This window comes from Tenacibaculum aquaeponti, assembly GCF_052084715.1.
Taxonomy (GTDB): domain Bacteria; phylum Bacteroidota; class Bacteroidia; order Flavobacteriales; family Flavobacteriaceae; genus Polaribacter.
The window spans coordinates 3,811,709-3,825,626 of the sequence record NZ_CP197288.1 but is presented as its reverse complement, the minus strand read 5'-3'; the positions used below and the strand labels follow the sequence as shown (position 1 = coordinate 3,825,626).

At 29.2% G+C, this 13,918-nt stretch carries 14 protein-coding genes; 11 read left to right on the top strand and 3 right to left on the bottom strand.

Translation table 11 applies throughout. The features are described from left to right. Positions 1-2: 2 nt before the first annotated feature. Positions 3-560, bottom strand: a complete 558-nt coding sequence (locus ACSIGC_RS17435; protein ID WP_442266042.1) for a PASTA domain-containing protein — start codon at positions 558-560, stop codon at positions 3-5. Between the two features lie 109 nt (positions 561-669). Between ACSIGC_RS17435 and ACSIGC_RS17430 the strand changes: the two genes are divergently transcribed. The 5 genes from ACSIGC_RS17430 to ACSIGC_RS17410 all read left to right on the top strand — a co-directional run bounded on the left by ACSIGC_RS17430 (position 670) and on the right by ACSIGC_RS17410 (position 5,586). Further along, on the top strand, positions 670-1,644 hold the full coding sequence (locus ACSIGC_RS17430; RefSeq protein WP_442266041.1) for a D-alanine--D-alanine ligase: 975 nt from the start codon (positions 670-672) through the stop codon (positions 1,642-1,644). 41 nt (positions 1,645-1,685) lie between these two features. Further along, the gene (gene coaD / locus ACSIGC_RS17425; RefSeq protein WP_299679770.1) at positions 1,686-2,138 is read left to right on the top strand and encodes a pantetheine-phosphate adenylyltransferase; all 453 of its coding nucleotides are present in this window, start codon (positions 1,686-1,688) and stop codon (positions 2,136-2,138) included. Between the two features lie 115 nt (positions 2,139-2,253). Beyond that, positions 2,254-4,005, top strand: a complete 1,752-nt coding sequence (locus tag ACSIGC_RS17420) for a M14 family metallopeptidase (protein ID WP_442266040.1) — start codon at positions 2,254-2,256, stop codon at positions 4,003-4,005. 194 nt (positions 4,006-4,199) lie between these two features. Beyond that, a complete protein-coding gene (locus ACSIGC_RS17415; protein WP_442266039.1) occupies positions 4,200-4,913 on the top strand; it encodes a hypothetical protein in 714 nt (237 codons plus the stop codon). A gap of 37 nt (positions 4,914-4,950) precedes the next feature. Continuing rightward, entirely contained in the window at positions 4,951-5,586 is a 636-nt protein-coding gene (locus ACSIGC_RS17410) for a class I SAM-dependent methyltransferase (protein WP_442266038.1), read from the top strand. Between the two features lie 197 nt (positions 5,587-5,783). Here ACSIGC_RS17410 and ACSIGC_RS17405 read toward each other — a convergent pair whose 3' ends face one another. After that, complete coding sequence (locus ACSIGC_RS17405) at positions 5,784-7,676, bottom strand: SulP family inorganic anion transporter (protein ID WP_442266037.1); 1,893 nt, start codon at positions 7,674-7,676, stop codon at positions 5,784-5,786. Between the two features lie 147 nt (positions 7,677-7,823). Between ACSIGC_RS17405 and pyrR the strand changes: the two genes are divergently transcribed. From pyrR to ACSIGC_RS17380, 5 genes are read left to right on the top strand one after another with little or no spacing between them, the layout of a single operon-like run. After that, complete coding sequence (gene pyrR, locus ACSIGC_RS17400) at positions 7,824-8,381, top strand: bifunctional pyr operon transcriptional regulator/uracil phosphoribosyltransferase PyrR (RefSeq protein ID WP_442266036.1); 558 nt, start codon at positions 7,824-7,826, stop codon at positions 8,379-8,381. Next, entirely contained in the window at positions 8,381-9,313 is a 933-nt protein-coding gene (locus tag ACSIGC_RS17395; protein WP_299679749.1) for an aspartate carbamoyltransferase catalytic subunit, read from the top strand. The genes pyrR and ACSIGC_RS17395 overlap by 1 nt, the downstream gene beginning before the upstream one ends. A 3-nt stretch (positions 9,314-9,316) precedes the next feature. Next, complete coding sequence (locus tag ACSIGC_RS17390; protein ID WP_442266035.1) at positions 9,317-9,649, top strand: hypothetical protein; 333 nt, start codon at positions 9,317-9,319, stop codon at positions 9,647-9,649. Between the two features lie 19 nt (positions 9,650-9,668). Then, the gene (locus ACSIGC_RS17385) at positions 9,669-9,989 is read left to right on the top strand and encodes a T9SS type A sorting domain-containing protein (RefSeq protein WP_442266034.1); all 321 of its coding nucleotides are present in this window, start codon (positions 9,669-9,671) and stop codon (positions 9,987-9,989) included. Continuing rightward, positions 9,986-10,927, top strand: coding sequence for a ribonuclease Z (locus ACSIGC_RS17380; protein WP_442266033.1), 942 nt, complete (start codon positions 9,986-9,988; stop codon positions 10,925-10,927). Before ACSIGC_RS17385 ends, ACSIGC_RS17380 begins: the two co-directional genes overlap by 4 nt. Here ACSIGC_RS17380 and ACSIGC_RS17375 read toward each other — a convergent pair. Further along, on the bottom strand, positions 10,924-11,286 hold the full coding sequence (locus tag ACSIGC_RS17375) for a CoA-binding protein (protein WP_442266032.1): 363 nt from the start codon (positions 11,284-11,286) through the stop codon (positions 10,924-10,926). The genes ACSIGC_RS17380 and ACSIGC_RS17375 overlap by 4 nt on opposite strands. A gap of 157 nt (positions 11,287-11,443) precedes the next feature. On the opposite strand from ACSIGC_RS17375, the gene ACSIGC_RS17370 reads away from it, so the two are divergent. Further along, the gene (locus ACSIGC_RS17370) at positions 11,444-13,855 is read left to right on the top strand and encodes a TonB-dependent receptor domain-containing protein (RefSeq protein ID WP_442266031.1); all 2,412 of its coding nucleotides are present in this window, start codon (positions 11,444-11,446) and stop codon (positions 13,853-13,855) included. The last annotated feature ends 63 nt before the right edge of the window (positions 13,856-13,918 follow it).

The following is a 13,918-nucleotide window of genomic DNA, read 5'->3' as shown; positions in this document are numbered from 1 at the left end:
GTTTAATTTAAAGATCCATCACCTAAAATAAGATCAATCACAGATTTTTTAGGTAATTTATCTCCTAAGCCTACTTGCTTTCCTTTGTATTTTAACCCTCTTACAACATCTTTTCCTATATCTGGAACATATGTGAATTTTTCTCCAACAGAAAAACCTATTGAACGTAAATGTGTAATTGCCTGACGCTTTGTTTTCCCATTTAAATCAGGAATTGTAACATCTTTATATTTTGATGGATTTAATGTCAAATAAATTTTTCTTTTTTCTTTTACGAAATCTCCAGCTTCAGGATTTTGCTCCATTACTGATTTTCTTGGAAAATCTGGATTATAACTAGCACTGTCAATCACAATAAAATCTAAACTTAACTCATCTAGTAATTGTTTTACTTCAGCAATACTTTTCTTTTCTAAGTTTGGTACTTGAATTTTCTGATTATGATTTGTAGTATACCCTAACCACCATTGTAATAAAAACACAAATAGTAGCAATCCAATTATAGCAATTATAATTTGTTTTACGAAAACCTTGCTCTTTAAAAACTGTAACAATTTCATTATTGATTTTTTGAAAGATTCAACAAATGTACATTAAAAATAATACTAATTTAAAAACATTAATTTTTAAAATACTTTTTTGGTAAGTTTGTAAGGTTAATTATTGAAAATGAAAAAAAATATTGCCATTATCATGGGCGGCTACTCTTCTGAAGTAGCTATTTCTCTAAAGAGCGGAAATGTTGTATATCAACATATAGACAGATATAAATTCAATCCTTACTGTATTCATATTTTAAAAGAAGGTTGGTTTTTAGTTGAAGATAAACAAAAGTTCCCTGTAAACAAACATGATTTCTCTGTTGATTTTAAAGGAAATAAATTAACTTTTGATTGTGTTTTTAATGCAATTCATGGTGCACCAGGTGAAAACGGAGTGATTTTAGCATATTTCGATTTATTAGGAATTAAACATACCTCTGCCCCTTTTTATCAAATGGCTTTAACTTTCAATAAAAGAGATACATTAAGTATTTTAAGAAAGTATGATATACCAACAGCAATCTCAGTATATTTAAACCAAGGTGAAACTGTTGATGTAGATACAATTATAAAAAAAGTAGGCTTACCTTGTTTTGTAAAACCTAACAATGCTGGGTCGAGTTTTGGTATTTCTAAGGCACATACAAAAGAAGACATTCTCCCTGCGATAGAAAAAGCTTATAAAGAAGACAATGAAATTTTAATCGAAAGTTTTTTAGATGGTAAAGAAGTTTCTGTTGGAGTTATTCAATACAAGACTGAAACTATAGTTTTACCAATTACTGAAATTGTTTCCGAAAATGATTTCTTCGATTATGAAGCTAAATATGAAGGTAAATCTCAAGAAATTACTCCAGCAAGACTAACTTCAGAAGAAGAATTTAAAGTACGTGAAGTTGCTAAAAAAGTATATACCGTTTTAAATATGAGTGGGTTTTCTAGATCTGAATATATCTTTGTAAATGGTGTACCTCACTTTTTAGAAATGAATACCGTTCCTGGATTAACTGAGGAAAGTATTTTACCACAGCAAGCACAAGAAGCAGGAATTAGTTTAACTGAACTATTTGGAAACGCAATAGAAAGCAGCCTAAATTCCTAAACAAAATATAAATAACACAACCATTAACAACATAATTAAAAATGAAACGCGCTATTTTCCCAGGATCTTTTGACCCTATTACTTTAGGGCATTTAGATATTATTGAAAGAGGCATCACTTTATTCGATGAACTTATTATTGCAATTGGAGTGAATGCTGATAAAAAATACATGTTTCCTTTAGAAAAAAGAAAACAGTTTATTGAAGAAACTTTTAAAAACGAACCAAAGATAAAAGTAGTTACATATAAAGGCTTAACTGTAAATTTCTGTAAAGAAATCGACGCTCAATTTATTTTAAGAGGACTTCGTAATCCTGCAGATTTTGAGTTCGAAAAAGCTATAGCGCATACAAATAGAAAACTTTCAGAAATAGAAACTGTATTTTTACTTACTTCTTCTGGTAAAAGTTACATTTCTTCATCTATTGTTAGAGATGTTATTAGAAATGGTGGAGATTATACTGGTTTAGTTCCTGATTCTGTGAGATCATAATTATAATTCTAAATCAGCAAATTTTAGAATCAAAGTTTAAGAAGTTAAAAGAATGACATAGTTTGATTTAAAATTATTTTGAAAGATTTATATTTGGTGAAACCAAGAACCAAAAATGAAAAAAACAATACTACTCTCTTTAGTAATTTGTATTCTTTCTTGTCATAAAACTGAAACTAAATCTTCTAAAGACTTTACAACTACATTTGAAAAATCTAATGGGTTAGAAACTCCAGAATATAATGAAGTAATTTCTTATTATTCTGACTTAGCAGATACATATTCTGAAGTTTCTTTACTCGAATTTGGAACTACAGATAGCGGTAATCCCTTACATTTAGTAGTTTATAATCCAAAAGGAAAAACTAAAAAAAATCAAATAAAAGATTCAAAAAAAAATCGAATCTTAATCAATAATGGAATTCATCCAGGAGAATCAGACGGTATTGATGCTTCTATGCTTCTACTAAGAGATATTGTACAAAATGATTCTTTACAAGAAGCTTATAAAAACTCTTTAATTTGTGTAATTCCTGTATACAATATTGGTGGAGCTTTAAATAGAAATGCTCACACACGTGCAAATCAAAATGGACCAAAAGAATATGGTTTTAGAGGAAATTCTAGAAACTTTGATTTAAATCGTGATTTTGTAAAACAAGACACCAAAAACGCTGCAAGTTTTGCTGAAATTTTTCATACTGTAAGTCCTGATATATTTATAGACAATCACGTAAGTAATGGAGCCGATTATCAGTACGCAATTACCCATTTATTTACACAACATAATAAATTAGGTGGTGAACTTGGCGCTTACCTAGAACAAGAAATGCGTCCGTTTTTAGAACAATCTTTAGCTAAAAAAGGAATTCCAATTACCCCATATGTAAATGTTTGGAGCTCGACACCAGATAAAGGTTGGAGTCAATTTATGGATTCTCCAAGATATTCAACTGGCTACACAACTTTGTTTAACACTTTTGGTATGATGGTAGAAACACACATGTTAAAACCTTATAAAATTCGTGTAGAACAAACTTACGAACTTATGAAATCGATGCTCGACTTCACTGAGAAAAATAGTAGTCAAATAAAATCGTTAAGAACTGAAGCTGTTCAAAATATTATTAATAAAAAAAACTACGCTATTCAATTTAAAGTTGATTTAGACAATCCTACTGAATTCAATTTTAAAGCTTACAAAGGAAGTTATATTGATAGTAAAGTAACCAATGGAAAACGTTTATTTTATGATAAAAATAAACCTTACGAAGTTCCTGTAAAATACTACAACAACTTTAAGACTACTAAAAATATAACTATTCCAAAGGCATATGTAATTCCGAAAGGTTGGCATAATGTTATTTCTCGTTTACAGAATAACAATATTGAGCTTATTCGTTTTGAAAAAGATACTATTTTAAATGTGGAAGTAAATCACATTAAAGACTTTAAAACAGTTAGTTCTCCATTTGAAGGACATTATTTGCATTACAATACTGAAGTAAACTCTTCTTTTCAAGACATTAAATTTCAAAAAGGAGATTACATAATTCCTACGAATCAGAATGGAATTCGTTATTTACTAGAAACATTAGAAGCTGAAGCAATGGATAGTTTTTTTAATTGGAATTTTTTTGATACAATTTTACAACGTAAAGAAGGATTTTCTAGTTATGTTTTTGAAGACAAAGCTGAAGCTTTTTTAAATGAGAATCCACTTGTAAAAGCAGAATTTGATCAGAAAATGAGTATGGATTCTACTTTCAATAAAAATCCAAGAGCACAATTAAATTGGATTTATACCAAAACACAACATTATGAAAAAGCTCATTTAAGACTACCTGTTTTTAAAATTATGAAATAATGTACAAGACTTTCCTTTCTTTCATAATATTAGGTTTAATTCTTATGAATTGTGGTACAAAAAAGAACAATAAAAAAGAAATTACTTCTAAAATAAAAAAGGAAATAAGAAAAGAACATTAGGACAACAATAATTTGATTACAAACATTAAATGGGATAAAAACGGCCAAATCACAACGAACAAGTAATTTTTTATGAAAATAAAACTCACAGCTTTTTTACTCTTAGTATTAACTTATAATGCCTACAGTCAAACAAATTTTGACTTAGATAAAGTTTTACATCAATTAAGTTTAAAAAGAAGTCAATGTGAAGTTGGATTTATAGTTTCTAAACAACTACCAAATACTAAGAATGAAACAATAGTTGTCATACCAGAAATTATTAAAAGTGATGATACAACAGAAGAATATAATGGATATATATTAATTATAGACAGCAATACTAGTAAAATAAAACATAAATATTTTCAGCCTTCATATTGGACTTCTGATGCTTTAATTTTATCTGAAATAAAAATTGATACTGCCCCATATTATGTATCAAAAGATAAAAGAGCATTCGGAATTCGTTCTTCATATTACACTTTATCTAAACCAAACCCATATAGCTCTGAAACACTTACTTTATTTTTAAAAAAAGAAGAAAAACTGATTCCAGTACTAGATCATTTTGAGAGCAAAGAATATGTTGGTGAATGGGATATGCAATGTGCTGGATGGAGTATTAATGAAGAAAAGACTTTGATTTTATCTAAAAATAAAACAGATGGTTTTTTCGATATTATCGTAAATAATAAAATCACCAATAGAAAATCTGACACTGATGAAACTGGTGAATGTATAGATGAAGAAAAAATATCATTTCAAAAAACAGTTTTAAAATTTAATGGAAAAGTATATAAATAACCTATTTACCTTTGACTAGAAATACGCAGAAAAACCAATGAAAAAAATCGTCATAAAAAGATTTTTAACCAGATTAAACTTGTTACCATTAGTTGAACAAATTAATTTCTATCGTCAAAAATTTAAAAACAGAGAAGATAACAGAAAGTTTTTATTAGATAATCCTGATGTAAAACTTCCTCCTGATTTTTATATTTATGAGACTTTTCAATTAAACTACAAGAAATTTTACACAAATGGTCTTCCTACTGCACAATGGATTTACGATTATGTAAATGAATTTAAATCGTTAAAAAACGTTAGTATTTTAGATTGGGGATGTGGAACAAGTAGGATATTAAGACATTTACCTACTGTAGCTGGTACAACTAATAATTATTTTGGTTGCGATTATAATCCTAAATATGTTAAATGGTGTCAAAATAATTTAAATGGAATTGATTTTAAACTCAATAACATCACTCCTCCTCTACCTTACGACAGAGAAAAATTTGATTTAGTATATGGTATTTCCATCTTTACTCACCTTTCTTTAGCCCAACATCATTCATGGTTTGAAGAACTTTATAGCGTTTTAAAACCTAATGGTATCTTATTTTTAACTACACACGGAAATGCTCATCAATTTAAACTGACAGCTAAAGAACTTGAAAATATAAAGAAGGAAAACTAATTGTACATGATTTTAAAAAAGAAGGAAATCGTTTATTTTCTGCATATCAGTCTGAATCTTTTATGTTAGAAATTGCTAAACAATATGGTTTAAAGATTCTAAAACATGTTCCAGGAAAAATAGAAGACGGAAAACCTCAACAAGATGTTTGGTTATTTCAGAAATAAAAAATCCTGCTAAATGCAGGATTTTTTTATTTAAAAAGTATATTCTCTTAATGGCTTTGGAAAAGCTTCTGGATTCGCCGCTAAATGATAACGAGGATCGTCTACATCATCAATTATAACATCTCTAAATGTATCACTTGCCTTATACATTAAAACTTTACAATCTTCACTTAAATGTTTCATTTTAATAGTTTTTCCTGCTGCTTGATATTTCTCTACTAAAACAAACAACGCTTCTAAAGCAGAGTGATCTGAAATTCTACTTTCAACAAAATCAATAACTACGTTATCCGGATCATTTTTTACATCAAATTTTTCATTAAATGAAGTAATACTTCCAAAGAATAAAGGCCCCCAAATTTCATATACTTTGGTTCCATCTTCAAGCATACGCTTTCTGGCTCTAATTCTTTTGGCATTTTCCCAAGAAAAAGATAATGCAGAAATTATTACACCTACGAAAACAGCTATTGCTAAATCAAAAAATACAGTAACCGCAGAAACAACAATTAATACAACAGCATCTGAAATTGGAATTTTCTTTAATATTCTAAAACTAGACCAAGCAAATGTTTCTATCACCATCATAAACATTACTCCAACTAGAGCTGCAATTGGTACTTGTTCGATATATTTATCTGCAAACAAAATAAAAACTAACAAAGTAACAGCCATTGAAACTCCAGATAATCTTCCTCTTCCTCCTGCATTAATGTTGATTACAGTTTGTCCAATCATACCACAACCTCCAGTACCACCAAACATTCCACTTAAAATATTTCCTGCTCCTTGAGCCACACATTCTTTATTTCCATTTCCTCTAGAATCTGTTAACTCATCAACCAAATTCATTGTCATTAATGTTTCAATTAATCCAACAGAAGCAGCTAAAAACGCATAAGGTGCAATAAATTTTAAAGTGTCTAAATTGAATGGAAGATGACTCCATAATTCGAAAATATTTAATTTCTTAGAAATTTCGTCTACCCCGTTTAAACCAGCTCCACCACCTTCTCTAATAAAATCTCCTACATTTATAGAATTAATTCCACCTAAAATAACAACTAAAGAAACAATTAGAATTGCTGTTAATGCAGCTGGAACTTTTTTAGTCAATTTTGGTAATCCCCAAACTATTAACATTGTAAGTAACACTAAACCAATCATAGTATATAAATCTTTACCAGTCATAGTTTCTTTTACTACACCATGATCTTTTACAGAGTAAAAACCTTGATCAGTAACATTAAAAGCTACTTTTTTAGTATTTACATCAAAAACCTGACCTTCAGAAATAAGATATGCTTCTTTTTTGGTCTCTGCATTCACTACAGAGTTTTCATTAATGGTAAATAAAACTGTATTAGAAGCCAAATCTTTAACTTGATTATTTTGTACGTTATAAACTAATTCTTTAGAAATAGTTTTTCTTTTATTTTCTCCATATACATTCTTCACATGCTCTTTAAACATTCCTAATTGTGCTATGAAAATGACGATTGCCAAACCGTTTACAAACCCCATCATTACAGAATGAGGAATTAAACGAACAAACTTTCCTAACTTAAAAACACCTGCCAATACTTGAATAATTCCCATTAATACAACCGCTGCCAATAAATAAAAGTACCCCATGTTTTCTACAGGTTGTCCAAACAAGAGGCCTTTTGCGTGTCCTTCTTGAATCATATTTACAAAAATAACAGCTACAGCTCCAGCTGCTCCAGATATTAAACCTGGTCTTCCTCCAAAAATTGCAGCAATTAAACCGATTACAAAAGCACCAAAAAGTGCTACTATTGGACTAATTTGTGCTACAAAGGCAAAGGCTACAACTTCAGGGATCATTGCTAAAGAAACTGTAATACCAGCTAATGCATCATCTTTAACGTTAATCTTCTTATTTCTAATGTATTTCATCATAATATCACAAGTCTTTTCTAAAAGTTGGCAAATGTAAAAATAATTTTATTGATACACTTTTTAGTTTCGTTAACTTTAAATTTTGCTTACTTATTTTTTTACTTTAATTTTGACCCCAATAACTATCAAGAAAATTGGTAGCAACTCATGAGCAGAAAAACCTTACTTACTTCAAAAGAAATCGACATAATTCTGCATCGTTTAGCTTGTCAGTTAATCGAAAATCATAACGACTTTTCAAATACTGTTTTAATAGGTTTACAACCGAGAGGAACTTATTTAGCGCAACGTTTAAAGAAGATTCTTATTGAAGATTATCAAATAGAAAATTTAAAGCTTGGTCTTTTAGACATCACTTTTTATCGTGATGATTTTAGAAGAAAAGACGAACCTTTAGAAGCAACTCCTACTAAAATTGACTTTTTAATTGAAAACAAAAAAGTAGTAATTATAGACGATGTTTTATATTCTGGCCGAAGTGTAAGAGCAGCCTTAACTGCATTACAAGCTTTTGGTAGACCTGTAAACATTGAACTTTTAGTTTTAATTGACAGAAGGTTTAGTAGACATTTACCAATTCAACCCAATTATAGAGGTAGACAAGTAGATGCTATTAATGAAGAAAAAGTAGTAGTAAACTGGGAAGAAACACATTCCAAAGACGAAATTTATTTAATACCAAAACTACCTAAGATAGATAACTAATGAAGCAGTTAAGTGTTGAACATTTATTAGGGATTAAATATTTACAAGAAAATGATTTAGAACTCATTTTCGAAACCGCAGCTCATTTTAAGGAAGTTATTAATCGTCCGATTAAAAAAGTTCCTTCTTTACGAGATATCACAATAGCAAACTTATTTTTTGAAAATAGTACGCGAACAAAATTATCTTTTGAATTAGCTGAGAAAAGATTATCTGCTGATGTAATTAATTTCTCTGCAGGACAATCCTCTGTTAAAAAAGGAGAAACCTTAATTGATACTGTTAACAATATTCTTTCTATGAAAGTTGATATTGTTGTTATGCGTCATGGTAATGTAGGAGCTGGAGTTTTTCTTTCTAAACATGTAGATGCAAAAATAGTTAATGCTGGAGATGGAACTCATGAACACCCTACACAAGCACTATTAGATAGTTTTTCTATGCGGGAAGCATTAAATTCTAATTTGAAAGGAAAAAAGATCGTAATTGTTGGTGATATTTTACACTCTAGAGTAGCTTTATCTAACATTTTTGCTTTACAAATGCAAGGTGCGAAAGTAAAAGTATGCGGACCAACAACTTTAATTCCAAGATATATTACAAGTTTAGGTGTAGAAGTTGAAACTAACCTTAAAAAAGCTTTAGAATGGTGTGATGTAGCCAATGTTTTACGTGTACAACACGAAAGAATGGCTATAAAATATTTCCCTTCTACCAGAGAATACACTCAACTTTTTGGAATTAACAAAGAAATATTAGATAACATTGGCAAGGATATTGTAATTATGCACCCAGGACCTATAAACAGAGGTGTTGAATTAACAAGTGATGTAGCTGATAGTAAACAATCTATTATATTAAATCAAGTAGAAAATGGTGTTGCAGTTAGAATGGCTGTTTTATATTTGCTAGCACAACAAATTAAGAGATAAAAAATGAAATTCGAAGAAAAAGACGATTACATACTATTTACTTCTCAAGAAGAGAGTTTTAAAGAATTTTACGATTATTTCACAGTTAATCATAAAAATCTTACAGAAAACAATGTAATAATTGACCTTTCGTCGAAACTTAATGTACAATCATCGGAAATTTCATTATTTTTAGAATATGCAAATTTACATCATAAAAGCGGCACAACTTTTGTTCTAATTTATCCTGATGTAGATATTGATAGTTTTCCTGAAACATTTAATATTGTTCCAACATTAGTTGAAGCAGAAGATGTTTTAGAAATGGAAAACATTCAAAGAGATCTAGGTTTTTAACTAATTATAATCCCCAATTATGATAAGAAAAATACTCTTAATTCTTTGTATAGCTTGTTTTGCTAGTGCTTTTTCGCAAGAAAAATCTGTGAATAAACTAGTAGCATCTCAAAACTCATACAACTCAATAACCAACATATCATTTAACTCAACTAACAAACAAAAAGTTATTATTAGTGTAAAAAACGTATTAGGTAAAACTGTTTTTTTCAAGAAAATCGTTGCTCATAAAGGCAAAAACACGATTCATTTTGATAGAAACAATTTAAAATCTGGTATTTACATCTACGCTATTCAAACGAACAATGAATTAATGTCGAAACGTTTTGTAATTAAATGAGTTTACAGTTAACAATTTTAGGATGTCACTCTGCCACACCAAGAGTAAATGCCTACCCCACTTCTCAATATCTTGAGATTAATAACCGTCATTTTTTAATTGACTGTGGTGAAGGTACGCAAAGACAAATGAGAAAATACAAAGTTGGTTTTTCTAAAATCAATCATATATTCATTTCTCATTTGCATGGAGATCATTTTTTTGGTTTAATAGGATTAATATCAACCTTTGGTATTTTAAACCGGGAGAAAGAATTACATATTTATGGCCCTAAAGGAATTAAAGAACTAACTCTATTACAACTAAAACTTTCCCAGTCTCATGTCAGATATTCTATTATTTTTCATGAATTAACATCTAAAAAAAGCGAATTAATTTTTGAAGATGATAAGGTTTCTGTAAGAACAATACCTCTTAATCATAGAGTATATACTAATGGTTTTTTATTTACTGAAAAACCTAAAGCAAGGCATTTACATTTAGACAATATTAAACAATACGACGAAATAGAAATTTGTGATTACCACAACTTAAAAGCTGGTAAAGATTTCATTTTAAGTTCAGGGGAAATTATTCCTAACGACGAATTAACAGTATCCCCAGAAGCTCCAAAAAGCTACGCATATTGTAGCGATACTACTTTTAAACCGGATATTATTCCGATTATCAAAAATGTCGATTTATTATATCATGAATCAACATTTTTAAAAGAATTAGAACATCTTTGTGAGCGCACAAAACATTCTACTGCTGAGCAAGCTGCTATTATTGCTAAAGAAGCTAATGTTGGAAAATTAATTTTAGGGCATTATTCAAGCCGTTATTCAGATGTGACATGCTTTAAAGAAGAAGCTGAAAACGTTTTTAATAATGTTGAGTTAGGAGAAGTTGGAAAAAAGTACACCACATTAAAACCTTGCAATGAATTGGTTAACTAATATTGATCAATTCCTAACAAAACTAATGTACAAGCAACTTCGGTCTCTATATTTTCTTTACGCAATAACTTTATAAATTCAAAATTTTCTGTTCCTGGATTAAAAATTACACGTTTAGGTTGTAAACCAATAATATAATTATAGTACTGTTTTTGTCTTGACGGATTTAAATATAATGTTACAGTATGTATATCTTTATAAAGCTTCAATTCAGTATCAATAGCAACATCTAGAACATTTCCAGCTCTTAAACCAATAGCTTTTACTTCAATAGTTTTACTCCTTAATCTTTTAATCGCTTTATTCGAATATCGCTCAGGTTTTACCGAGGCTCCAATCACTAATGTTGTTTTTTTCATACTTGTTAATTTAAGTTAAATAAAACTTAAAAGGGAATTTTTGGGTAACAATTTTCTCACCAAAATGTCTAGTCGGTATAACAACTAAAAGATTACAACAATGCAAAAAGCACTATGCATATTCATTATTTTAATAAGTACATTTTCATTCTCTCAGATGAAAAAAGAAAATTTACCCAGGCCAGGAAAAGTTAGTGGTAAGGTTATAGATAAAACTTCAAAAGAACCTCTTCCATATGTTAACATTATTATTAGAGATATTTCAAAAAAAGTAATAACTGGTGGTATTACAGATGAGAAAGGAGTATTTAATGTTCCTAAAATTCCTGAAGGGAAAAGTATTTTAGAAGTTCAATTTATTGGTTATAAAACTATCAGTAAAGAAATTACAATTAAAAGCGGTAATAGAAATATTAAACTAGGAACAATTTCTTTAGAAGAAGATACAACTACATTAGATGAGGTAGAAATTAGGGCAGAAACTTCTACTGTAGTTCAAAAAGTAGATAGAAAAGTAATTAATGTTGGTAAAGATTTAACTTCAGCCGGAGCAACAGCTTCTGAATTATTAAACAACGTACAATCTGTAAGTGTAGACAGCCAAACTGGAAATATTAGCTTGCGTGGTAACGAAAATGTTAGAGTTTTAGTAGACGGAAGACCTACAAATGTTCCTGTAGCACAATTGCTAAGACAATTACCTTCTTCTTCTATAAAAAGTGTAGAATTAATTACAAATCCTTCTGCAAAATATAATCCTGAAGGAATGAGTGGAATCATAAATATTATTTTAAATAAAAATGCAAATATTGGTTTTAATGGTTCTTTAAATACTGGAGTTGAAACAGGGCATTATGTTCGTTACAATGCTTCTACTAATATGAATTATAAAACTGGAAAAGTAAATTTCTTCAGTAACTATGGATTTAATGGAGGTAAACAATTTAATTTTGGTTTTGTGAATAGAGCTGGAGTAAACCTTCAAGATTTTCTTTTCAAAAACAATAATGAATCACATCTTTTTAAAATTGGAGCAGATATATATATCGACGATAAAAACACTTTTTCTTTATATACAACACAGAATTGGGCTGAAACTATTGGAAACGGACGTGTATTAATTACTGATAATACTAATTCATTAATAAACAATTCACCTAACATTCAAAACTCAGATAGTCACAATCAAACCTATAACATTAACTATAAACATGATTTTAATGATAAAGGACACAATATAGAATTTGAAACTACTTACTCTTTAAACAATAATCCACAGTTTTTAGATAATTCTGATTTATTATTAAACTCTACGGATAGAGATTATAGATTATTAAACTATTCTAATGATATAAATAACGAAGGGGAAAATATTTTAATAAACTTAGATTACACAAATCCTATTTCTAAAAAAGGAAAATTAGAAGTTGGTTTAGAGTACAGAAGTAATGAAACTGACAATACAAACATTACTAATCAAGAAAGACATGTGTTTACAGGAAATACAATTACAGGTACTACCCCTATAGGAAACTCTAGTTTTACTTATGATAGAAAAATTTACTCTGGTTATGTAAATTACGGCCATCAATTTGGTAAACTAAAGATGCAATTAGGTGCACGTATAGAACAATATGAAATTGAAGGGAATTTTACAGGGTTAGATGATAATTCTGTTCTAACAACTGAAGTTGTAACCGATGACATATTCTCTATTTATCCTTCTGCTTTCTTTACCTACAATCCTTCTGAAAAGAATCAATTTCAATTAAGTTATAGTAGAAGAGTTGATCGACCAAGTATACAACAAGTAAACCCTATTAGAGAATGGAGTACACCTTTAATCACTTCTATTGGTAATGAGAATTTAGTTCCGCAATTCACTAACTCACTTGAATTAAATTATACAAGAAGAATTAAAGGAGGATCTATCACTTTAGGAACTTTCTATAGAAATATTAATGATGTTATTTCTAGAGTTACATATAAAGATCCTACAGATGTTTCTGATGTTCGTCAATTACTAACATTCCAAAACTTTGACGATACAGATGCATACGGAATTGAACTTTCTGCTAATTATAAAATTGCTAATTGGTGGAGAGCAAATGCAAGTGCTGATTTTTATTCTCAGAAACAATTTGGTATTGCAGATTTAAATAATCCTAACGCTCAGAGATTAGAAGTTCAAAACGAAGTTTTTAATGCTCGAATTAGTAATAGTTTTACGGTATCAAAAAAACTACGTTTACAATTATTTGCAATGTATCGTGGCGCACAAGAAGATATTCAATGGAAAGTAGACCCAATGAAAATGGTAAACTTAGGCGCAAATTATACTGTATTTAAAGGACAAGGTAATATTACTTTTAGAGTAAATGATATTTTTAATACGATGCGTTTCCAATTTCAATCTAGTAATCCATTTGTTCAAAACGGTAGATTTAAATGGGAGAGTAGAACGGCATACTTAGGCTTTAATTATAGGTTTGGTGGTGGTAAAAACAAAGCTAAATCAAGAAGACGAAGAGATAGTAACGAGAAACAAGGTGGCGGAGGTTTCTTTTAATTGAAAGGGTGAAGTATTAACGCTAAAAATCCGAAGTTAAACTTCGGATTTTTTTATTATGTA

Excerpts from the sequence above, each read along its gene's own strand:
- ACSIGC_RS17435 (WP_442266042.1), bottom strand. The coding sequence starts at position 560 with ATGAAATTGTTACAGTTTTTAAAGAGCAAGGTTTTCGTAAAACAAATT.
- ACSIGC_RS17430 (WP_442266041.1), top strand. The coding sequence starts at position 670 with ATGAAAAAAAATATTGCCATTATCATGGGCGGCTACTCTTCTGAAGTA.
- coaD (WP_299679770.1), top strand. The coding sequence starts at position 1,686 with ATGAAACGCGCTATTTTCCCAGGATCTTTTGACCCTATTACTTTAGGG.
- ACSIGC_RS17420 (WP_442266040.1), top strand. The coding sequence starts at position 2,254 with ATGAAAAAAACAATACTACTCTCTTTAGTAATTTGTATTCTTTCTTGT.
- ACSIGC_RS17415 (WP_442266039.1), top strand. The coding sequence starts at position 4,200 with ATGAAAATAAAACTCACAGCTTTTTTACTCTTAGTATTAACTTATAAT.
- ACSIGC_RS17410 (WP_442266038.1), top strand. The coding sequence starts at position 4,951 with ATGAAAAAAATCGTCATAAAAAGATTTTTAACCAGATTAAACTTGTTA.
- ACSIGC_RS17405 (WP_442266037.1), bottom strand. The coding sequence starts at position 7,676 with ATGATGAAATACATTAGAAATAAGAAGATTAACGTTAAAGATGATGCA.
- pyrR (WP_442266036.1), top strand. The coding sequence starts at position 7,824 with ATGAGCAGAAAAACCTTACTTACTTCAAAAGAAATCGACATAATTCTG.
- ACSIGC_RS17395 (WP_299679749.1), top strand. The coding sequence starts at position 8,381 with ATGAAGCAGTTAAGTGTTGAACATTTATTAGGGATTAAATATTTACAA.
- ACSIGC_RS17390 (WP_442266035.1), top strand. The coding sequence starts at position 9,317 with ATGAAATTCGAAGAAAAAGACGATTACATACTATTTACTTCTCAAGAA.
- ACSIGC_RS17385 (WP_442266034.1), top strand. The coding sequence starts at position 9,669 with ATGATAAGAAAAATACTCTTAATTCTTTGTATAGCTTGTTTTGCTAGT.
- ACSIGC_RS17380 (WP_442266033.1), top strand. The coding sequence starts at position 9,986 with ATGAGTTTACAGTTAACAATTTTAGGATGTCACTCTGCCACACCAAGA.
- ACSIGC_RS17375 (WP_442266032.1), bottom strand. The coding sequence starts at position 11,286 with ATGAAAAAAACAACATTAGTGATTGGAGCCTCGGTAAAACCTGAGCGA.
- ACSIGC_RS17370 (WP_442266031.1), top strand. The coding sequence starts at position 11,444 with ATGAAAAAAGAAAATTTACCCAGGCCAGGAAAAGTTAGTGGTAAGGTT.